This window comes from Lysobacter sp. Root76 (assembly GCF_001428685.1).
Classification (GTDB): domain Bacteria; phylum Pseudomonadota; class Gammaproteobacteria; order Xanthomonadales; family Xanthomonadaceae; genus Lysobacter.
Genome location: NZ_LMIK01000002.1, coordinates 1 through 16,934, shown reverse-complemented (window position 1 = coordinate 16,934; position 16,934 = coordinate 1). Strand labels below are relative to the sequence as shown.

Sequence of the window (16,934 nt, the reverse complement as noted above, 5' to 3'; positions counted from 1 at the left end):
CCGCCGATCGGCGGGCTTCGCATTACCGCTTCATCGAGCGATCAAGCCGGCGCGGCGATCTGAGCCTGCTTGCGCACGATCAGCATTGCCACTTCCAGCGCCTGCTCGTAGTTCAGGCGCGGATCGACGGTGGAGTGGTAGGCGCGTTCCAGATCGCTCTCGGTGATCTCGCGCGCACCGCCCAGGCATTCGGTCACGTCTTCGCCCGTCAGTTCCAGATGCACGCCGCCCAGACGGGTGCCGGCCGCGGCGTGCAGTTCGAAGGCCTGCTCGATCTCGCTGCGGATGTTGCGGAAACGGCGGGTCTTGTAACCGTTGCTGGTGCTTTCGGTATTGCCGTGCATCGGGTCGCAGACCCACAGCACGCGGCGACCATCGCGGCGCACCGCGTCCAGCAGCGGCGGCAGCTTGTCGGCGATCGTGCTCGCGCCCATGCGATGGATGAAGCTCAGGCGGCCCGGCTCGTCCTCGGGATTGAGCAGGTCGATGGTGCGCAGCAGCTGGTCCGGGGTGACCGACGGACCGACCTTGAGCGCGATCGGATTGCGGATGCCGCGGAAGTACTCGGCGTGGGCGCCATCGGCCGCGGCGGTGCGCATGCCGATCCACGGGTAGTGGGTGCTGAGGTTGAAGTAGCCCCAGTGACGCGGCACCTGCCGGGTCAGCGACTCCTCGTAGGGCAGCAGCAGCGCTTCGTGCGAGGTGTAGAAGTCGACCCGGTTGAGGTTATGCACTTCCGAGCCCGACAGGGTCTCCATGAAGCGCACCGCGTCGCCGATCGCGTTGACCATGCGCCGGTACTCGTCGGCGAGCGGCGAATGGCCGACCCAGCTCAGGTTCCAGTACTCGGGATGGTGCAGGTCGGCGAAGCCGCCGTCGATCAGGGCGCGGACGAAATTCATCGTCATCGCCGAACGCGCGTGGGCCTTGATCATGCGGCGCGGATCGGGACGGCGCGCGGCCTCGGTGAAGGCCGGCGCGTTGACCATGTCGCCGCGGTAGCTGGGCAGGGTCACGTCGCCGATGGTTTCGGTGTCTGCCGAACGCGGCTTGGCGTACTGGCCGGCGAAACGCCCGACCCGCACCACCGGCTTGCGCATGCCGTGCACCAGCACCAGGCTCATCTGCAGCAGCACCTTGAGCCGGTTGGAGATCACGTCCGAGGAGCACTGGTCGAAACTCTCGGCGCAGTCGCCGCCCTGGAGCAGGAAGCGCTTACCTTCCTGAGCCTCGGCCAGCTGCTGCTTGAGCGCCAGGATCTCCCACGAGGTCACCAGCGGCGGCAGGTTGCGCAGCTCCTGCAGAGCCTCGGAAAGCTCGGCCGCGTCCGGATAGGTCGGCAACTGCAGCGCGGTGCGCTCGCGCCAGGACGTCGGGGTCCAGTTGGCGGGCAGGTTGACGGCTCGGAGGTTGCGGTCGGTGGCGCTCATTTCCTTGGATCCAGTGGTTGTGCGGGAGGGTGTCGCGAACGGCGCGGCGGCGCTTAGGCGGCGGCGCGCTTGCGAAACGAAGCGTAGGCGGCCCAGGCGGCCAGCACGAGGAAGCAGATCAGGCTCCAGGCCGGCATCGCCAGGCCCAGGAAAGTCCAGTCGACCGCCGCGCATTCGCCCGAGCCGGTCATGACCTTGCGGATCACGCCGGTGATCGGCATGGCCTCGAGCATGTAGTCCAGGCCGGGGCCGCAGGCGGGCACCTGGTCCGGCGGCAGGTGCTGCAGGCGCACGTGGTTGCCGGCGACGAGGATGCCGCCCAGCGCGGCCAGCAGCGAGAACACGCCGTAGGTCTTGCGGGCGCGCGCGGTCTTGGGACCGTGGATCGCGCCGACCAGGAACACCAGGCCCAGGGCGAAGAACGCCACGCGCTGGAAGATGCACAGCGGGCACGGCTCCAGGCCGTCGTGCAGTTGCAGGTAGAACGCATAGCCCAGTAGCCCGGCGCAGGCGAGGAAGCCCAGCAGGTACTGGCGGCGGAACGAGGCGGACAGCGGACTGGCGGTCATGGTTATCACCTTACGTCGTGGGCAGCGCCGTGCCTAGCCGCAGCGGCGCCGGTTCGGTTATGACGACAGAAGACTCCGACAGGCGGCGAAAGTTGCCTGGGTCGTTGCCCGCGAAACCGTTGCCGTCGTAACCGTCCCCAAAATGCAAAAACCCCGGCCTGGGCCGGGGCTTTCACGCACGCCGCCGCTTGCGCGACGGTGCGGGTTATTGCGATGGATCGGGCCGTCGATTACTCGGCGGCTTCCGGACGATCGACCAGCTCGACGTAGGCCATCGGCGCGTTGTCGCCAGCGCGGAAACCGCACTTGAGGATGCGCAGGTAACCGCCCGGACGCGACTGATAGCGCGGACCCAGGGTCGTGAACAGCGTGCCCACGGCTTCCTTGTCGCGCAGGCGCGAGAAAGCCAGGCGGCGGTTGGCGACGCCGTCGGTCTTGGCGAGCGTGATCAGCGGCTCGGCAACGCGACGGAGTTCCTTGGCCTTGGGCAGGGTGGTGCGGATGAGGCCGTGCTTGATGAGGGACGCAGCCATGTTGGTGAACATCGCATCGCGATGGGCACTAGTGCGGCTGAACTTACGTCCGGACTTCTGGTGGCGCATGGTCGTGATTCCTAATGAATGCTGTCGCTATTGAGATTCGCTGTCGCCTTCATGGCGTTGTTGCATGGACTGCGGTTGGTCCGAGCCCGGTCGTCCTGATCGGGCATCGTCGCGAGCCTTCGGGCGCGTCGACGTGTGTGTTGCGGTGTTGCGTATTGCGGTGATGCGAACCTTGCCGATGGATCGAGAGGCCACGCTTCGGCTAGCTTCGGCGTGGACTCTCTGCGTTCCCCTGCCCGGCGCAGCGCGCCGGGCGTTCGCCCCAGCCGCGCGGCAGTGCCGCGCAAGCTAGGCTGGAGCTCACCCCATCATGCCGTGCTGGGCGATGCCGGCCGGCGGCCAGTTTTCCAGCTTCATGCCGAGGGACAGGCCGCGCTGAGCCAGCACTTCCTTGATCTCGGTGAGCGACTTCTTGCCCAGGTTCGGGGTCTTGAGCAGCTCGACTTCGGTCTTCTGGATCAGATCGCCGACGTAGTAGATGCTCTCGGCCTTGAGGCAGTTGGCCGAACGAACGGTGAGTTCGAGATCGTCGATCGGACGCAGCAGGATCGGATCGATGCCGCTGGTGGCCGGCTTCGCCGCACCGCGGTCGCGGTGGGTGAAATCGCCGAACACCGACAGCTGGTCGGTGAGGATGTCGGCGGCGGTGCGCACGGCTTCCTCAGCGTCGATCGTGCCGTTGGTTTCGATGTCCAGCACCAGCTTGTCGAGGTCGGTACGCTGTTCGACGCGCGCGGCTTCGACGGCATAGGCGACGCGACGGACCGGCGAGAAGCTGGCATCCAGCATCAGGCGGCCGATGGTGCGGGTTTCTTCGTCCGGACGACGACGCGCGGCGGCCGGCTGGTAGCCGAAACCACGCTCGATCTTCAGACGCATGTTGATCGCCGTATCCTTGGTCAGGTGGCAGATCACGTGCTCGGTGTTCAGGATCTCGACGTTGTGGTCGGTCTTGATATCACCCGCGGTCACGATGCCCGGGCCCTGCTTGGCCAGCGACAGGGTGGACGCGTCGCCGGTGTGCATGCGGATGGCGACGTCCTTGAGGTTCAACAGGACTTCGAGCACGTCCTCTTCGAGACCTTCAACGGTGGTGTATTCGTGGAGCACGCCGTCGATTTCGACTTCGGTGATGGCGAAACCCGGGATCGAAGACAGCAGCACACGGCGCAGCGCATTGCCGAGGGTGTGGCCGTAGCCGCGTTCCAGCGGCTCGATCACGACCTTGGCGCGATTGCCGGCAAGGCGTTCGATCTGGGGACCGCGCGGACGCAGTACCTGGTTGGCGGTAACCGTCATGTTTCGGTGTCTCCTGCGAGGCCCCGGCGGACCGGGGCTTCAAAAGATAATTACTTCGAGTACAGCTCGACGATCAGCGCTTCGTTGATATCGGCCGGCAGATCGGCACGATCCGGCACAGCCTTGAACACACCGCTGAACTTCTTGCTGTCGACCTCGACCCACGACGGCGAGAGATCCATCTGCGAAGCCACGGTCAGGGATTCCTGCACGCGCAGCTGCTTCTGGGCACGCTCGGACAGCGCGATCGCGTCGCCGGCCTTGACCTGGTAGGACGGCAGGTTGACGGACTTGCCGTTGACCGTGACGCCGCGGTGCGAGACCAGCTGACGGGCGGCCGGACGGGTCACTGCGAAGCCCATGCGGTAGATCACGTTGTCGAGACGCGTCTCCAGGAGCTGAAGCAGGTTCTCGCCGGTGTTGCCCTTCTTGGTCGAGGCCTTCTTGTAGTAGTTGCGGAACTGGCGTTCCAGCAGGCCGTAGATACGCTTGACCTTCTGCTTCTCGCGAAGCTGGGTGGCGTAGTCGGACAGCTTGCCCTTGCGGGCGGTGGGGCCGTGTTGGCCGGGCTTCTGCTCGAGCTTGCACTTCGAATCGAGTGCACGAGCGGACGACTTCAAGCCGAGGTCGGCGCCTTCGCGACGAGCGAGCTTACAGGTGGGACCAATATAACGAGCCATTTTTCTTCAGCTCCTCAGACGCGACGCTTCTTCGGCGGACGGCACCCGTTGTGCGGGATAGGCGTCACGTCGATGATGTTCATGATCTTGTAACCGACGTTGTTCAGCGAACGAACGGCGGACTCACGACCCGGACCCGGGCCCTTGATGCGCACTTCCAGCGACTTCACGCCGTAGTCGAGCGCAGCACGGCCGGCCTTTTCGGCGGCAACCTGGGCTGCGAACGGGGTCGACTTACGCGAGCCGCGGAAACCCGCGCCGCCCGAAGTCGCCCACGAGAGCGCATTGCCCTGGCGGTCGGTGATCGTGATGATCGTGTTGTTGAAAGAAGCGTGGACGTGGGCGATGCCGTCGGTGACGACGCGCTTGATCTTCTTCTTGGTTTTTGCAGCTGCCGGCTTAGCCATGGTTTGACCCCTTACTTCCTGATGGCCTTACGCGGACCCTTGCGGGTACGTGCATTGGTACGCGTGCGCTGACCGCGCAGCGGCAAGCCGCGGCGGTGACGCAGGCCGCGGTAGCAGCCCAGGTCCATCAGACGCTTGATAGCGATACCGACCTCGCGACGCAGGTCGCCTTCAACCACGTACTTACCGACTTCGGCGCGCAAGCGCTCGACTTCCGGTTCGGACAGGTCACGAATCTTCGTCGAAGAATTCACGCCCGCGGCATCGCAGACCTTCTTCGAACGAGTACGGCCGATGCCGTAAATGCTTTGCAACCCGACCCAGACATGCTTCTGGGCAGGCAAGTTGACGCCCGCAATACGCGCCATAACGCGATCTCCAACTGAGTTTGGCGGCCAGGGCGGATTAACCCCGGCGAGTGAACTGGAAATTTTAACAAGGTCTCGGGTTAATAGGAAGCCCCGCGGCGTCAGGGACGCCACGGAACCACGGCATGGGGAGTGTGCCCATGCTCCGGCGACGAACCAGGACTGGCTGAATAGGGCGATCCCGCCCTACTCGCCCCGCGCGCTACTCTGGCGCGCGGAATGGTCCTGGCTCACCCGCGCGCGAGACCGCCGCGCGAGCCGCCCTTCAAGTTCGCCTTCTTCAACAGGCTCTCGTACTGATGGGACATCAGATGAGCCTGGATTTGAGCGATGAAATCCATCACCACGACCACGACGATCAGCAACGAGGTGCCGCCGAAGTAGAACGAGGTGCCCAGTTGGGTGCGCATGATCTCCGGGAGGAGACAGACGATCACCAGATAAGCCGCACCGGCCGCCGTGAGGCGGGTCAGTACGCCGTCGACATAGTCGGCCGTCGCCTTGCCCGGACGGATGCCCGGGATAAGCGCGCCCGACTTCTTCAGATTGTCGGCCGTTTCCTGCGAGTTGAACACCAGCGCCGTATAGAAGAAGGCGAAGCCGATGATCAGTGCCGCGTACAGGATCATGTGCAGCGGCTCSCCCGGATTCAGCCACTGGCTGACCCGCTGGAGCCAGGTCGCCGAGCTGCTCTGGCTGAACCAGGTCGCCGCCGTCGCCGGGAACATCACGATGCTCGAGGCGAAGATGGCCGGGATCACGCCCGACATGTTCAGCTTCAGGGGCAGGAACGAGGACTGGTTCATGTAGGCGTTACGGCCGCCCTGACGGCGGGCGTAGTTCACCGTGATCCGGCGCTGTCCGCGCTCGACGAACACCACCAGGTAGGTGAACACCAGGACGATAGCCACCACCGCGATCGCGGTCATGGGGTTCATGGTGCCGTCGTTGATCTGGGTGAACATCGTCACCACCGCGGCGGGCAGGCCCGCGACGATGCCGGCGAAGATGATCAAGGACACGCCGTTGCCGATACCGCGCTCGGTCACCTGCTCGCCGATCCACATCAGGAACATGGTGCCCGCGGTCAACGCGAGCACCGCGGTCAGGATGAAGCCCGGACCCGGGTTATAGACCACCGGAATGCCCTGGCTCGCGCCGCCGGCCTGCAAGGCCGTCGCGATACCCCAGGCCTGGAACACGGCCAGGGGGATCGCACCCATGCGCGACCACTGGTTGATCTTGCGCCGGCCCGACTCGCCTTCCTTCTGGATGGCTTTCAGGCTGGGCACGATCTGCACCAGCAGCTGCACGATGATCGACGCCGAGATGTACGGCATCACGTTCAACGCGAACAGGCTGAAACGGTGAAGGGCGCCGCCCGAGAACATGTTGAACATGTCCACGATCGTGCCCTTCTGCGATTCCATGAGCTTGAGCATCGCTTCGGGATTGACGCCCGGCACCGGGATGTAGCAACCGATGCGATAGACGATCAATGCGCCGACTACGAACAGCAGACGTTGGCGAAGCTCGGTGAATTTACCGAGTCCGCCGCCGAGACCGGCCATCGCGTTGCTGCTCCGCGCCATGTATCGCTTACTCCTCGACCTTGCCGCCGGCCGCTTCGATCGCGGCCTTCGCACCGGCCGTGGCCAGCACGCCCTTGAGCACGAACGCCTTGTTCAGCTCGCCCTTCTTGACGATCTTCGCCTGCTTGGCCGTGGTCGGAACCAGCTTGGCCGCGAGCAGCTTGGCGAAATCGATCTCACCGGCTTCCAGCTTGTCCAGCTGGTAGGACAGCACTTCGGCGGTGTCCTTGGCGGTCTTGGAGCGGAAACCGATCTTCGGCAGACGACGCTGCATCGGGGTCTGACCGCCTTCGAAGCCGGCCTTGATCTTGCCCTTGCCCGAACGAGCGAACGAACCCTTGTGGCCGCGGCCCGCGGTCTTGCCGAGGCCCGAACCGATACCGCGACCGACGCGCTTGCGGTCTTCGCGGGCGCCGTCAGCCGGCTTGAGTGTATTGAGACGCATGATGTTCTCCTTAGCCCTCGACCTGAACCAGGTAGTGGACCGTATTGATCAGGCCACGAACCTGCGGGCTGTCTTTCAGCGTCCGCACGTCGTTGAGCTTGTTCAGGCCGAGCGCCTTCACCGACAGACGGTGACGCGACTGACAGCCACGCAGACCCTTGACCAGGCGCACGGTGACCGTGCCGCCTTCGACGGGCTTGTTCTCAGCCTTAGCCATGGTTGAGATCCTCCACCTTCTTGCCGCGCTTGGCAGCGATCTTGGCCGGCGAATGCATGCCGGTCAGACCCTTCAGCGTGGCGCGAACCAGGTTGATCGGGTTACGCGAACCGGTGGCCTTGGCCAGCACGTTCTTGACACCGACCGCTTCGAGTACGGCGCGCATCGCGCCGCCGGCGATCACGCCGGTACCTTCCGACGCCGGCTGCATGAACACATGCGCCGCGCCGTGGCCCGACTTCACGGCGTGCCACAAGGTGCCGTTGTTCAGATCGACGTTGTTCATCGCCTTGCGGGCGTATTCCATCGACTTCTGGATGGCGACCGGCACTTCGCGCGCCTTGCCGTAGCCGAAGCCGACCTTGCCGTTGCCGTCGCCCACCACCGTCAGTGCGGTGAAGGTGAACTGGCGACCGCCCTTGACGGTCTTGCTGACGCGGTTGACCGCGATCAGCTTCTCGATCATGCCGTCGTCGATCTCTTCGCGGTTACGGTCGCGATCACGACCCCGCGGTGCACGCTGTTCTTCAGCCATTTCGATATCTCGTTGATTTATGGGATTTGCGGCGTCGCCGCTTATGGTTGTGATATGGATCGGGTGACGCGACCAGGACGGGAACCCGTCCTGGCGCCCGGCGCAAACCGCGCCGGCAGCTGTCTCATTCAGGCGTGGGGACGCATCCCCTCGCCTTCAAGCTTAGAACTGCAGGCCGCCTTCGCGAGCCGCATCGGCCAGAGCCTTGATGCGACCGTGGTAGCGGTAACCCGAACGGTCGAACGCGACCTTCTCGATGCCGGCGGCCTTGGCCTTGGCGGCGATCGCGTGACCGACCTTGACGGCGGCGTCGGCGTTCTTGCCGTTCTTCAGGCCTTCCTTGACGTCGGCCTGGACGGTCGAGGCGGCAGCCAGGACCTTGGAACCGTCGGCGGTGAAGACCTGGGCGTACAGGTGCTGGCCGGTGCGCAGCACCGACAGGCGCGGCACGCCGAGTTCGCGGATGTGCGCGCGGGTGGACTTGGCGCGACGCAGACGGGCAATGTTCTTGTTCATGTTCTGATCTCCGAAAGCTGAAGGATGGTCGGCAGGGCCCGTTGGGGCCGTTGGGGCCGTTGCGTTCCTTAGGCCTTCTTGGCTTCCTTGCGGATGATGACTTCGCCGGCGTACTTCACGCCCTTGCCCTTGTAGGGCTCCGGCGGACGGAAACCACGAATCTTGGCGGCGACTTCACCGACGCGCTGCTTGTCCGCGCCCTGGACCAGGATCTCGGTCTGGGTGGGGGTAGCGATGGTGATGCCTTCCGGGGCCTTGAACAGCACCGGGTGCGAGAAACCCAGCGCCAGGTTCAGGTCCTGGCCCTGCATCGAGGCACGGTAGCCGACGCCGACCAGCTCGAGCTTGCGCTCGAAGCCTTCGGAGACGCCCTTGACCATGTTCGCGAGGATGGCGCGCAGGGTACCCGTCAACGGGATCAGCGCGGCGTCTTCGGTGGTGAACACGGCTTCGCCGTTTTCGATCTGCAGGTTGATGGCGGCCGGCTTCGCGATCGACAGGGTGCCCTTCGGGCCCTTGGCGCTGACGTGGTCGGCCTGGATGTTCAGTTCGACGCCCTTCGGGAGGGCGACCGGCTTCTTGGCAACTCGGGACATTGCGGTTACTCCCTTAGGCCACGAAGCACAGGACTTCACCGCCGACGCCCTGCTGGCGCGCCTGCGCATCGGTCATGATGCCTTTCGAGGTGGAGATGATGGCGACGCCCAGGCCACCGAGGACCTTGGGCAGCGCGTCCTTGCCGCGGTACTGGCGCAGGCCCGAACGGGAGTAGCGCTGGAGGCGCTCGATCACCGGCTTGCCTTCGTAGTACTTCAGCGAAATTTCGAGTTCGGCCTTGCCCGGACCGGTCTGGGTCACGCGCGAGTCCAGGATGTAACCCTCGTCCTTCAGCACGGCGGCGATGGCCACCTTCACCTTGGACGACGGCATCTTCACCGTCTGCTTCCGAACCGCGGCCGCATTCTTGATGCGGACCAGCATGTCGGCGATGGGATCAGTCATGCTCATTGAATATCACCTATGAGTAGCACCGATATCCGCGGGATTGCGAATTTCAGTAATAGATACAACGACTTACACTTTCTTCAACAGCGCCGCCGCGACCCGAGGGCCGCGGCGGTACAGCAGGAAAGCCGACTATCTTACCAGCTTGCCTTGCGAAGACCAGGCACGTCGCCGCGCATGGTGGCTTCGCGCAGCTTGTTGCGGCCCAGGCCGAACTTGCTGTAGACGCCGCGCGAACGGCCGGTCAGGACGCAGCGGTTGCGCTGACGGCACGGCGAAGAGTCGCGCGGCAGCTTCTGCAGCTTGACGGCCGCTTCCAGCTTCTCCTCGTACGAGGAGCTGTCGTTGGCGATGATCTTCTTCAGCGCATCGCGCTTGCCGGCGTACTTCTTCGCCAGCTTGGTCCGCTTGATGTCGCGGTTGACCATGGAGGTCTTAGCCATTGTGCAATCCTAGACTCAGTTGCGGAACGGGAAGCGGAAGGCTTCGAGCAGGGCCTTGGCCTCGGCATCGGTCTTCGCGGTCGTGGTGATCGCGATGTCCATGCCGCGCAGCGCGTCGACCTGGTCGAAATCGATTTCCGGGAAGATGATCTGTTCCTTGACGCCCATGTTGTAGTTGCCACGGCCGTCGAACGAACGACCCGACACACCGCGGAAGTCGCGCACGCGCGGCAGCGAGATGTTGACCAGGCGGTCCAGGAACTCGTACATCTTGGCGCGGCGCAGGGTGACCTTGGCGCCGATCGGCCAACCGTCGCGGATCTTGAACGAAGCGACCGACACGCGGGTCTTCGTCACGATCGGCTTCTGGCCGGCGATCTTGGTCATGTCGGCGACGGCATTTTCCAGGATCTTCTTGTTGGTCGCAGCCTCGCCCACGCCCATGTTCAGCGTGATCTTGGACAGGCGCGGCACTTGCATCGGGTTCTTGTAACCGAACTTCTCGGTCAGGGCAGGAACCACTTCTTTCTTGTAAAACTCTTCGAGCCGGGTGGTCATTTCAGCATTCCTCAGGCGTCAACCGCCTCACCGCTGGAGCGGAACACACGCAGTTTGCGTCCATCCTCCAGCACCTTGATACCGATGCGTTCGCCCTTGCCGGTGGCCGGGTTGAACAGCATGACGTTGGAAATGTGAATCGGCGCTTCGCGCTCGATCACGCCGCCCGGCTGGTTGGCCTGCGGATTCGGCTTGGTGTGGCGCTTGATGATGTTGATGTTCGACACGACGACTTTCTCGCCGAGTACGCGCACCACATCGCCCTTCTTGCCCTTGTCCTTGCCGGCGGTGACGATCACTTGATCGCCCTTCTTGATACGGTTCATGGTCTAGTTCCTCCGCTCAGAGCACTTCAGGCGCGAGCGAGACGATCTTCATGAACTTCTCCGAGCGCAGCTCGCGAGTCACGGGCCCGAAGATACGGGTGCCGATCGGCTCATGCTTGTTGTTGAGCAACACCGCAGCGTTGCCATCGAAGCGGATCAGCGAGCCGTCCGGGCGGCGAACGCCCTTGCGGGTGCGGACCACGACGGCGTCATAGACGTCGCCCTTCTTGACCTTGCCGCGCGGAATCGCGTCCTTGACGGTGACCTTGATGATGTCGCCAATGTGCGCGTAACGGCGCTTGGAGCCGCCGAGCACCTTGATGCACATCACTTCTTTCGCACCGGAGTTATCGGCCACTCCGAGGTAGCTTTGCATCTGGATCATGGTTCAGCCTCCTCTTATTCGGCCACGCGGCTGACGATCTCAACCACGCTCCAGTTCTTGGTCTTCGACATCGGCGCAATTTCCTTCACTCGCACGATATCGCCTTCTTTGCAGGCGTTCTCGGCGTCGTGGGCGTGGAGCTTGGTCGAGCGACGGATGTACTTGCCGTACAGCGCGTGCTTGACCTGACGCTCGACGAGCACGGTGACGGTCTTGTCCATCTTGTTGCTGACGACCCGGCCTTCAACCGTGCGCAGCGCCTTCTCTGTGTTGTTGTCGGTCATGGCGGGTCCTTACTTCTTCTGACCCAGCAACGTGTTCACGCGAGCGATCTCGCGGCGAACACGGCGGGCCTCATGGGTCTTGGCGAGCTGGCCGGTGGCCTTCTGCATGCGCAGAGCGAAGCTCTCCTTGTGCAGGTCGACCAGGTGAGCCTTGAGCTCGTCAGCCGACTTGTCGCGCAGTTGCTTGAGTTCCATTAGCGCACCGTCCGGGTAACGAAAGTGGTGGTCACCGAGAGCTTGGCGGCCGCCAGACGGAACGCTTCACGCGCGACGTCTTCGGCAACACCTTCGATCTCGTAAATCATGCGACCGGGCTGGATCTGAGCGACCCAGTACTCGACGTTGCCCTTACCGGAGCCCATTCGGACTTCGATCGGCTTCTTGGTGATCGGCTTGTCGGGGAACACGCGGATCCACATCTTGCCGCCACGCTTGACGTAGCGGCTGATCGAGCGGCGGGCCGCTTCGATCTGACGCGCGGTCAGCTGACCGTGTGCGGTCGCCTTGAGGCCGTACTCGCCGAAGCTGACGGCATTGCCGTTCCAGCTCAGGCCCTCATTGCGGCCCTTGTGTACCTTGCGGTACTTGGTTCGCTTGGGTTGCAACATGGCGGATTACCTCTGTTCGCGGGCAGGACGGCCCGGGCGGTCGTTACGATCACCGCGGTCGCCGCGGTCACCACGATCGCTGCGCGGCGAATCGTCCTGCTTTTCCTGGCCGACGTGCGAGAAATCGAAGATTTCGCCGCGGTAGACCCAGACTTTGATACCGATGATGCCGTACGTCGTCTTGGCTTCAGCGAAGCCATAGTCGATGTCGGCGCGCAGGGTGTGCAGCGGCACGCGACCTTCGCGGTACCACTCCGAACGCGCGATCTCGGCACCGTTCAGGCGGCCGGCGACGTTGACCTTGATGCCCAGGGCGCCAAGGCGCATCGCGTTGCCGACAGCGCGCTTCATCGCGCGGCGGAACATGATGCGGCGCTCGAGCTGCTGAGCGATCGACTCGGCGACCAGCTGCGCGTCGAGTTCCGGCTTGCGGACCTCGGTCACGTTGATGTGCGCCGGAACGCCCATCAGCGTGCTCACTTCCTTGCGCAGCTTCTCGATGTCCTCACCACGCTTGCCGATCACCACGCCCGGACGGGCGGTGTGGATCGTGACGCGGGCGTTGTTGGCCGGGCGCTCGATGAAGATCTTCGAAATACCGGCCTGCGCGAGCTTCTTGCGAAGCATCTCGCGGACCTTGAGGTCGGCAGCCAGGTACTCGGCGTACTGCTTCTTGCCGGCGAACCACTTGGAGTTCCAGTCCTTGGAGATACCAAGGCGGATACCGGTCGGATGTACTTTATGACCCATTGTCTGACTCCGCCTTACTTGCCCGCGCCCACAACCACAGTAATGTGGCTGGTGCGCTTGAGGATGCGGGTGCCGCGGCCCTTCGCACGCGCCATGAAGCGCTTCAGTGCGGGACCCTCGTCCACCATGATGGTCTTGACCTTGAGATCGTCGACGTCGGCGCCCTGGTTGTTCTCGGCGTTGGCGATGGCGGACTCCACGACCTTGCGGATCAGTGCAGCAGCCTTCTTGTCCGAGAACTTCAGCAGGTTGACGGCGCGCTCGGCGGACAGACCACGCACCTGGTCGGCGACCAGGCGGGCCTTCTGCGGGGAGATGCGCGCGGTGCGCAGGATGGCTTTCGCTTCCATGGTCATCTCCTTACTTGCCCGACTTCTTGTCGCCGCCGTGACCCTTAAACGTACGGGTCAGGGCGAATTCGCCAAGCTTGTGGCCAACCATATTTTCGTTGACCAGCACCGGGATGTGGTTCTTGCCGTTGTGCACGGCAATGGTGAAACCCACCATGTCCGGCAGCACCATCGAGCGACGCGACCAGGTCTTGATCGGCTTCTTGTTGTTACCCGCGGTTTCCACCTTCTTCATCAGATGGTGGTCGACGAACGGGCCTTTCTTCAGTGAACGTGCCATGGCCGATTAGCTCCTGCGATCGCGAACGATGAACTGCTGCGTACGCTTGTTCTTACGCGTCTTGTAACCCTTGGTCGGCACGCCCCACGGCGTGACCGGATGCGGGTTGCCCTGGCCAGCCTTGGCCTCACCACCGCCGTGCGGATGGTCGACGGGGTTCATCGCCGCACCGCGAACGGTCGGCTTGATACCACGCCAGCGCTTCGCACCGGCCTTGCCGAGCTTCTCGAGGCTGTGCTCGTCGTTGCCGACTTCGCCGATCGTGGCGCCGCATTCCGACGGCACCTTGCGCATTTCGCCGGAGCGAAGACGCAGCGTGGCGTAACCCTGTTCGCGAGCCACCAGGTAGGCGCTGGCGCCGGCCGCACGGGCCAGCTGGGCGCCCTTGCCCGGCTTCATCTCGACGCAGCACACGGTGGTGCCGACCGGGATGTTGCTCAGCGGCAGGGTGTTGCCGACGCGGATCGGGGCGTCGCGGCCCGCGATCACCTGGTCGCCGTCCTTCAGGCCCTTGGGGGCGATGATGTAACGGCGCTCGCCATCGACGTAGCACAGCAGCGCGATGTGCGCGGTGCGGTTGGGATCGTATTCGATCCGCTCGACGCGGGCGGGGATACCGACCTTGTCGCGCTTGAAGTCGATGATGCGGTAATGCTGCTTGTGACCACCGCCGATGTGGCGGGTGGTAATGCGACCGTGGTGGTTACGGCCGCCGCTCTTGCTCTGCTTTTCGACCAACGCCGCGTGCGGCGCGCCCTTATGCAGGCCCGGCGTCACCACGCGGACCGCGCTACGGCGGCCGGGGGAAGTGGGCTTGAAAGTCATCAATGCCATGGGTCTTTCCTCAGGGCTTGGCAATCACGTCGATCGACTGGCCAGCGGCCAGCTTCACGTACGCCTTACGCCAGTCGGCGCGACGGCCCATGCGGAACTTGAAGGCTTTGCTCTTGCCCTTCACGTTGACCACATTCACCGCCTCGACCTTCACGTCGAACAGCTTTTCCACGGCGACCTTGATGTCGGCCTTGGTAGCGTCCGTCGCGACTTCGAAGACGTATTGGTTGGAAACTTCCTGCAGACGCGCGGTCTTTTCGGACACGCGCGGCGCACGGATGATGCTGTAGAGCTTGGCGTCGTTCATGCCAGCCACTCCTCGATCTTCTTGACCGCATCGGTCGTGAACACGATCGAATCGGCGCCGACGAGGGCAACCGGATCGAGTCCCTGCACGTCGCGGACTTCAACGTAAGGCAGGTTGCGCGCCGAGAGGTACAGATTCTCGGACGCTTCCTCGGTGACGAGCAGCGGACGACGGCCCATTTCAAGCGACTTCAGCTTGGCGACCATGCCCGAGGTCTTCGGCGAGTCGATGTCCAGCGTCTCGACGACGGTGATGCGGCCCTGACGGTTCAATTCCGACAGGATCGCAGCCATCGCTGCGCGGTACATCTTGCGGTTGACCTTCTGCGCGAAGCTGCGCGGCTTGGCCGCGAAGGTCACGCCGCCGCCGACGAAGATCGGAGCCGTCAGCGCGCCATGACGCGCACCGCCGCCCTTCTGCTTCTTCGACTTCTTGGTGGTGCCGTTGACTTCCGAACGCGTCTTCTGCGCCTTGGTGCCGGCGCGGCCCGCGTTGCGGTAGGCCACAACAACCTGGTGGACCAGGTCTTCGCTGAATTCGCGATCGAAGATGGCGTCGGAAACCGACAGCTTCTTGTCGCTACCGTTGATGGCAAGTTCCATCGTTATGCTCCCTTGGTCGTCGGACGGACGATCACGTCGCCGCCCGGCGCGCCCGGCACTGCGCCCTTGATCGCGATCAGGCCGCGCTCGGCGTCGACCTTGACCACTTCCAGGCCCTGCGTGCTCTGCTGGACGGCGCCCATGTGACCGGACATCTTCTTGCCCGGGAAAACGCGACCCGGCGTCTGGCGCTGGCCGATAGAACCCGGCGAGCGGTGCGACAGCGAGTTACCGTGCGTCGCATCGCCCATGCGGAAGTTCCAGCGCTTGATCGTGCCCTGGAAGCCCTTGCCCTTGGTGATGCCCTGGACGTCGACGATCTGGCCGGCTTCGAAGATGTCGGCCTTGATCTCGCCGCCCACTTCGAAAGCACTGATCTGGTCGGCTTCCACGCGCAGCTCCCACAGGCCGCGACCGGCTTCGACCTTCGCCTTGGCGAGGTGACCGGCTTCCGGCTTGTTGACGAGCGCAGCGCGGCGCACGCCGACCGTCACCTGCACGGCGCTGTAGCCGTCGGTATCGGTGGTCTTGATCTGGGTAATGCGGTTCGGGGTCGCCTCGATGAGGGTCACCGGAATCGACTTGCCGTCTTCAGTGAAGAAGCGGCTCATGCCGGCCTTGCGACCGACGATGCCCAACGAATATTTCTTCGCGGTCATAGTGGTGGCCTCAGGTCAGCTTGATCTGCACGTCAACGCCAGCCGCGAGTTCGAGCTTCATCAGCGCGTCCACGGTCTTGTCGTTGGGGTCGACGATGTCGAGCACGCGCTTATGCGTGCGGGTCTCGTACTGGTCGCGCGCGTCCTTGTCGACGTGCGGGGAAACGAGAATGGTGTAGCGCTCGATCTTGGTCGGCAGCGGGATCGGGCCGCGCACTTGCGCGCCGGTCCGCTTAGCCGTCTCGACGATCTCGCTGGCCGAACGGTCGATCAAACGATGATCGTACGCCTTCAGCCGAATCCGGATCTTTTGGTCCGCCATGACGGAATTCCTTGGTTAAAAGAGCGACGGGCCGGCCTCTGGGTGTGCCGAACCTCACGAAAACGCAAACACTCCAGAGCAGCACCCTTGCCCCGGAGCTTCCTTGCCTGGAAAAAACTAAGGCAGACCGGTTACCCGGCCCGCCCAGACGGAGTGGAACGCACGAAGGGCCCCGTGTAGCGTTCCTTGGAAGCCTTGAACTTTGCAGTTCGGGGCCCGGAACGTACGGAGCGCTGCCGTGCGACATGTCCCTGTCTGGCGAATACGAGGCGCTTCCTGCTCCTCATTTCGCTGGTCGTGCCGGCCCAAATAAGCAGGACTGGCACGGTGGTCGCGCATTCTAACCGTATTGCCGGGGTGGACGCAAGCGCCCCGCCCCGACCGGTCGATGCCCGGGCCGACACCTCTTCAAAGGGCCGGCCCGGAGGACCCGGAACCGGGGCGCGAACCCCGGACTCCGTCTCTTACTTGATGATCTTGGCCACCACGCCGGCGCCGACGGTACGGCCGCCTTCGCGAATCGCGAAACGCAGGCCTTCGTCCATCGCCACCGGGTTGATC

29 protein-coding genes and 1 pseudogene are annotated in these 16,934 nt (G+C 64.0%); all 30 read right to left on the bottom strand.

Going from position 1 to position 16,934, the window contains the following annotated elements; genetic code table 11:
* Positions 1-41: 41 nt before the first annotated feature.
* The gene (locus ASE10_RS04855; RefSeq protein WP_055902381.1) at positions 42-1,430 is read right to left on the bottom strand and encodes a 3-deoxy-7-phosphoheptulonate synthase class II; all 1,389 of its coding nucleotides are present in this window, start codon (positions 1,428-1,430) and stop codon (positions 42-44) included.
* 53 nt (positions 1,431-1,483) lie between these two features.
* Complete coding sequence (locus ASE10_RS04850; protein ID WP_055902379.1) at positions 1,484-1,999, bottom strand: disulfide bond formation protein B; 516 nt, start codon at positions 1,997-1,999, stop codon at positions 1,484-1,486.
* A 230-nt stretch (positions 2,000-2,229) separates the two neighbouring features.
* On the bottom strand, positions 2,230-2,601 hold the full coding sequence (gene rplQ, locus ASE10_RS04845; protein WP_055902377.1) for a 50S ribosomal protein L17: 372 nt from the start codon (positions 2,599-2,601) through the stop codon (positions 2,230-2,232).
* Between the two features lie 300 nt (positions 2,602-2,901).
* Positions 2,902-3,900: a DNA-directed RNA polymerase subunit alpha gene (rpoA, locus tag ASE10_RS04840; RefSeq protein WP_055902375.1), complete on the bottom strand. Its 999-nt coding sequence runs from the start codon at positions 3,898-3,900 to the stop codon at positions 2,902-2,904.
* Between the two features lie 50 nt (positions 3,901-3,950).
* Positions 3,951-4,580, bottom strand: coding sequence for a 30S ribosomal protein S4 (rpsD, locus tag ASE10_RS04835; protein ID WP_055902372.1), 630 nt, complete (start codon positions 4,578-4,580; stop codon positions 3,951-3,953).
* 14 nt (positions 4,581-4,594) lie between these two features.
* The gene (rpsK, locus tag ASE10_RS04830; protein WP_055902370.1) at positions 4,595-4,987 is read right to left on the bottom strand and encodes a 30S ribosomal protein S11; all 393 of its coding nucleotides are present in this window, start codon (positions 4,985-4,987) and stop codon (positions 4,595-4,597) included.
* Positions 4,988-4,998: 11 nt separating this feature from the next.
* Positions 4,999-5,355, bottom strand: coding sequence for a 30S ribosomal protein S13 (gene rpsM / locus ASE10_RS04825; RefSeq protein ID WP_055902367.1), 357 nt, complete (start codon positions 5,353-5,355; stop codon positions 4,999-5,001).
* Between the two features lie 230 nt (positions 5,356-5,585).
* On the bottom strand, positions 5,586-6,947 hold the full coding sequence (gene secY / locus ASE10_RS04820; protein ID WP_055902366.1) for a preprotein translocase subunit SecY: 1,362 nt from the start codon (positions 6,945-6,947) through the stop codon (positions 5,586-5,588).
* A 7-nt stretch (positions 6,948-6,954) separates the two neighbouring features.
* On the bottom strand, positions 6,955-7,392 hold the full coding sequence (gene rplO, locus ASE10_RS04815) for a 50S ribosomal protein L15 (RefSeq protein ID WP_055902365.1): 438 nt from the start codon (positions 7,390-7,392) through the stop codon (positions 6,955-6,957).
* 10 nt (positions 7,393-7,402) lie between these two features.
* Positions 7,403-7,609: a 50S ribosomal protein L30 gene (gene rpmD, locus ASE10_RS04810; protein WP_055902363.1), complete on the bottom strand. Its 207-nt coding sequence runs from the start codon at positions 7,607-7,609 to the stop codon at positions 7,403-7,405.
* Complete coding sequence (rpsE, locus tag ASE10_RS04805; protein WP_055902361.1) at positions 7,602-8,144, bottom strand: 30S ribosomal protein S5; 543 nt, start codon at positions 8,142-8,144, stop codon at positions 7,602-7,604. Before rpsE ends, rpmD begins: the two co-directional genes overlap by 8 nt.
* A 162-nt stretch (positions 8,145-8,306) precedes the next feature.
* Complete coding sequence (gene rplR, locus ASE10_RS04800) at positions 8,307-8,660, bottom strand: 50S ribosomal protein L18 (RefSeq protein ID WP_055902359.1); 354 nt, start codon at positions 8,658-8,660, stop codon at positions 8,307-8,309.
* Between the two features lie 68 nt (positions 8,661-8,728).
* Positions 8,729-9,256 carry a 50S ribosomal protein L6 gene (gene rplF, locus ASE10_RS04795; RefSeq protein ID WP_055902356.1) on the bottom strand — a complete coding sequence of 176 codons (528 nt, stop codon included), beginning with the start codon at positions 9,254-9,256 and terminating at the stop codon, positions 8,729-8,731.
* Positions 9,257-9,269: 13 nt separating this feature from the next.
* The gene (rpsH, locus tag ASE10_RS04790) at positions 9,270-9,668 is read right to left on the bottom strand and encodes a 30S ribosomal protein S8 (RefSeq protein ID WP_055902354.1); all 399 of its coding nucleotides are present in this window, start codon (positions 9,666-9,668) and stop codon (positions 9,270-9,272) included.
* Between the two features lie 134 nt (positions 9,669-9,802).
* Positions 9,803-10,108, bottom strand: a complete 306-nt coding sequence (gene rpsN / locus ASE10_RS04785) for a 30S ribosomal protein S14 (protein WP_055902352.1) — start codon at positions 10,106-10,108, stop codon at positions 9,803-9,805.
* Between the two features lie 15 nt (positions 10,109-10,123).
* Positions 10,124-10,666, bottom strand: a complete 543-nt coding sequence (gene rplE, locus ASE10_RS04780; RefSeq protein ID WP_055902350.1) for a 50S ribosomal protein L5 — start codon at positions 10,664-10,666, stop codon at positions 10,124-10,126.
* An 11-nt stretch (positions 10,667-10,677) separates the two neighbouring features.
* Positions 10,678-10,992: a 50S ribosomal protein L24 gene (gene rplX / locus ASE10_RS04775; RefSeq protein WP_055902343.1), complete on the bottom strand. Its 315-nt coding sequence runs from the start codon at positions 10,990-10,992 to the stop codon at positions 10,678-10,680.
* 16 nt (positions 10,993-11,008) lie between these two features.
* Complete coding sequence (gene rplN / locus ASE10_RS04770; protein ID WP_031373826.1) at positions 11,009-11,377, bottom strand: 50S ribosomal protein L14; 369 nt, start codon at positions 11,375-11,377, stop codon at positions 11,009-11,011.
* 14 nt (positions 11,378-11,391) lie between these two features.
* A complete protein-coding gene (gene rpsQ / locus ASE10_RS04765) occupies positions 11,392-11,661 on the bottom strand; it encodes a 30S ribosomal protein S17 (protein WP_055902341.1) in 270 nt (89 codons plus the stop codon).
* A 9-nt stretch (positions 11,662-11,670) separates the two neighbouring features.
* Positions 11,671-11,856 (bottom strand): 50S ribosomal protein L29, encoded by a 186-nt coding sequence (rpmC, locus tag ASE10_RS04760; protein WP_055902338.1) that lies wholly within the window; start codon positions 11,854-11,856, stop codon positions 11,671-11,673.
* Positions 11,856-12,269, bottom strand: coding sequence for a 50S ribosomal protein L16 (gene rplP, locus ASE10_RS04755; protein ID WP_055902334.1), 414 nt, complete (start codon positions 12,267-12,269; stop codon positions 11,856-11,858). The genes rpmC and rplP overlap by 1 nt, the downstream gene beginning before the upstream one ends.
* A 6-nt stretch (positions 12,270-12,275) precedes the next feature.
* On the bottom strand, positions 12,276-13,019 hold the full coding sequence (gene rpsC, locus ASE10_RS04750; protein ID WP_055902331.1) for a 30S ribosomal protein S3: 744 nt from the start codon (positions 13,017-13,019) through the stop codon (positions 12,276-12,278).
* Positions 13,020-13,033: 14 nt separating this feature from the next.
* Complete coding sequence (gene rplV / locus ASE10_RS04745) at positions 13,034-13,369, bottom strand: 50S ribosomal protein L22 (RefSeq protein ID WP_055902442.1); 336 nt, start codon at positions 13,367-13,369, stop codon at positions 13,034-13,036.
* Between the two features lie 10 nt (positions 13,370-13,379).
* Positions 13,380-13,649, bottom strand: a complete 270-nt coding sequence (gene rpsS / locus ASE10_RS04740; RefSeq protein WP_055902327.1) for a 30S ribosomal protein S19 — start codon at positions 13,647-13,649, stop codon at positions 13,380-13,382.
* A 6-nt stretch (positions 13,650-13,655) separates the two neighbouring features.
* Positions 13,656-14,483 (bottom strand): 50S ribosomal protein L2, encoded by an 828-nt coding sequence (gene rplB / locus ASE10_RS04735; RefSeq protein WP_055902324.1) that lies wholly within the window; start codon positions 14,481-14,483, stop codon positions 13,656-13,658.
* Between the two features lie 10 nt (positions 14,484-14,493).
* A complete protein-coding gene (gene rplW / locus ASE10_RS04730) occupies positions 14,494-14,790 on the bottom strand; it encodes a 50S ribosomal protein L23 (RefSeq protein WP_055902321.1) in 297 nt (98 codons plus the stop codon).
* Complete coding sequence (rplD, locus tag ASE10_RS04725; RefSeq protein WP_055902318.1) at positions 14,787-15,392, bottom strand: 50S ribosomal protein L4; 606 nt, start codon at positions 15,390-15,392, stop codon at positions 14,787-14,789. The genes rplW and rplD overlap by 4 nt, the downstream gene beginning before the upstream one ends.
* A 2-nt stretch (positions 15,393-15,394) precedes the next feature.
* The gene (gene rplC / locus ASE10_RS04720) at positions 15,395-16,051 is read right to left on the bottom strand and encodes a 50S ribosomal protein L3 (RefSeq protein ID WP_055902310.1); all 657 of its coding nucleotides are present in this window, start codon (positions 16,049-16,051) and stop codon (positions 15,395-15,397) included.
* 10 nt (positions 16,052-16,061) lie between these two features.
* Positions 16,062-16,373 (bottom strand): 30S ribosomal protein S10, encoded by a 312-nt coding sequence (gene rpsJ, locus ASE10_RS04715; RefSeq protein WP_027070119.1) that lies wholly within the window; start codon positions 16,371-16,373, stop codon positions 16,062-16,064.
* 464 nt (positions 16,374-16,837) lie between these two features.
* A pseudogene (locus tag ASE10_RS19495) lies at positions 16,838-16,934 on the bottom strand (elongation factor Tu); the annotation flags it as partial.

What these genes read in the sequence shown, in the direction of transcription:
- rpoA (WP_055902375.1), bottom strand. Translation starts at nt 3,900, where the DNA reads ATGACGGTTACCGCCAACCAGGTACTGCGTCCGCGCGGTCCCCAGATC.
- rplX (WP_055902343.1), bottom strand. Translation starts at nt 10,992, where the DNA reads ATGAACCGTATCAAGAAGGGCGATCAAGTGATCGTCACCGCCGGCAAG.
- rpsQ (WP_055902341.1), bottom strand. Translation starts at nt 11,661, where the DNA reads ATGACCGACAACAACACAGAGAAGGCGCTGCGCACGGTTGAAGGCCGG.
- rpsS (WP_055902327.1), bottom strand. Translation starts at nt 13,649, where the DNA reads ATGGCACGTTCACTGAAGAAAGGCCCGTTCGTCGACCACCATCTGATG.
- rpmD (WP_055902363.1), bottom strand. Translation starts at nt 7,609, where the DNA reads ATGGCTAAGGCTGAGAACAAGCCCGTCGAAGGCGGCACGGTCACCGTG.
- rplV (WP_055902442.1), bottom strand. Translation starts at nt 13,369, where the DNA reads ATGGAAGCGAAAGCCATCCTGCGCACCGCGCGCATCTCCCCGCAGAAG.
- rpsH (WP_055902354.1), bottom strand. Translation starts at nt 9,668, where the DNA reads ATGAGCATGACTGATCCCATCGCCGACATGCTGGTCCGCATCAAGAAT.
- rplP (WP_055902334.1), bottom strand. Translation starts at nt 12,269, where the DNA reads ATGTTGCAACCCAAGCGAACCAAGTACCGCAAGGTACACAAGGGCCGC.
- rplO (WP_055902365.1), bottom strand. Translation starts at nt 7,392, where the DNA reads ATGCGTCTCAATACACTCAAGCCGGCTGACGGCGCCCGCGAAGACCGC.
- rplQ (WP_055902377.1), bottom strand. Translation starts at nt 2,601, where the DNA reads ATGCGCCACCAGAAGTCCGGACGTAAGTTCAGCCGCACTAGTGCCCAT.
- rplN (WP_031373826.1), bottom strand. Translation starts at nt 11,377, where the DNA reads ATGATCCAGATGCAAAGCTACCTCGGAGTGGCCGATAACTCCGGTGCG.
- ASE10_RS04855 (WP_055902381.1), bottom strand. Translation starts at nt 1,430, where the DNA reads ATGAGCGCCACCGACCGCAACCTCCGAGCCGTCAACCTGCCCGCCAAC.
- rplF (WP_055902356.1), bottom strand. Translation starts at nt 9,256, where the DNA reads ATGTCCCGAGTTGCCAAGAAGCCGGTCGCCCTCCCGAAGGGCGTCGAA.
- rpsE (WP_055902361.1), bottom strand. Translation starts at nt 8,144, where the DNA reads ATGGCTGAAGAACAGCGTGCACCGCGGGGTCGTGATCGCGACCGTAAC.
- rpsM (WP_055902367.1), bottom strand. Translation starts at nt 5,355, where the DNA reads ATGGCGCGTATTGCGGGCGTCAACTTGCCTGCCCAGAAGCATGTCTGG.
- rpmC (WP_055902338.1), bottom strand. Translation starts at nt 11,856, where the DNA reads ATGGAACTCAAGCAACTGCGCGACAAGTCGGCTGACGAGCTCAAGGCT.
- ASE10_RS04850 (WP_055902379.1), bottom strand. Translation starts at nt 1,999, where the DNA reads ATGACCGCCAGTCCGCTGTCCGCCTCGTTCCGCCGCCAGTACCTGCTG.
- rplW (WP_055902321.1), bottom strand. Translation starts at nt 14,790, where the DNA reads ATGAACGACGCCAAGCTCTACAGCATCATCCGTGCGCCGCGCGTGTCC.
- rplD (WP_055902318.1), bottom strand. Translation starts at nt 15,392, where the DNA reads ATGGAACTTGCCATCAACGGTAGCGACAAGAAGCTGTCGGTTTCCGAC.
- rpsD (WP_055902372.1), bottom strand. Translation starts at nt 4,580, where the DNA reads ATGGCTCGTTATATTGGTCCCACCTGTAAGCTCGCTCGTCGCGAAGGC.
- rpsK (WP_055902370.1), bottom strand. Translation starts at nt 4,987, where the DNA reads ATGGCTAAGCCGGCAGCTGCAAAAACCAAGAAGAAGATCAAGCGCGTC.
- rplR (WP_055902359.1), bottom strand. Translation starts at nt 8,660, where the DNA reads ATGAACAAGAACATTGCCCGTCTGCGTCGCGCCAAGTCCACCCGCGCG.
- rpsJ (WP_027070119.1), bottom strand. Translation starts at nt 16,373, where the DNA reads ATGGCGGACCAAAAGATCCGGATTCGGCTGAAGGCGTACGATCATCGT.
- rplB (WP_055902324.1), bottom strand. Translation starts at nt 14,483, where the DNA reads ATGGCATTGATGACTTTCAAGCCCACTTCCCCCGGCCGCCGTAGCGCG.
- rplE (WP_055902350.1), bottom strand. Translation starts at nt 10,666, where the DNA reads ATGACCACCCGGCTCGAAGAGTTTTACAAGAAAGAAGTGGTTCCTGCC.
- rpsC (WP_055902331.1), bottom strand. Translation starts at nt 13,019, where the DNA reads ATGGGTCATAAAGTACATCCGACCGGTATCCGCCTTGGTATCTCCAAG.
- rpsN (WP_055902352.1), bottom strand. Translation starts at nt 10,108, where the DNA reads ATGGCTAAGACCTCCATGGTCAACCGCGACATCAAGCGGACCAAGCTG.
- rplC (WP_055902310.1), bottom strand. Translation starts at nt 16,051, where the DNA reads ATGACCGCGAAGAAATATTCGTTGGGCATCGTCGGTCGCAAGGCCGGC.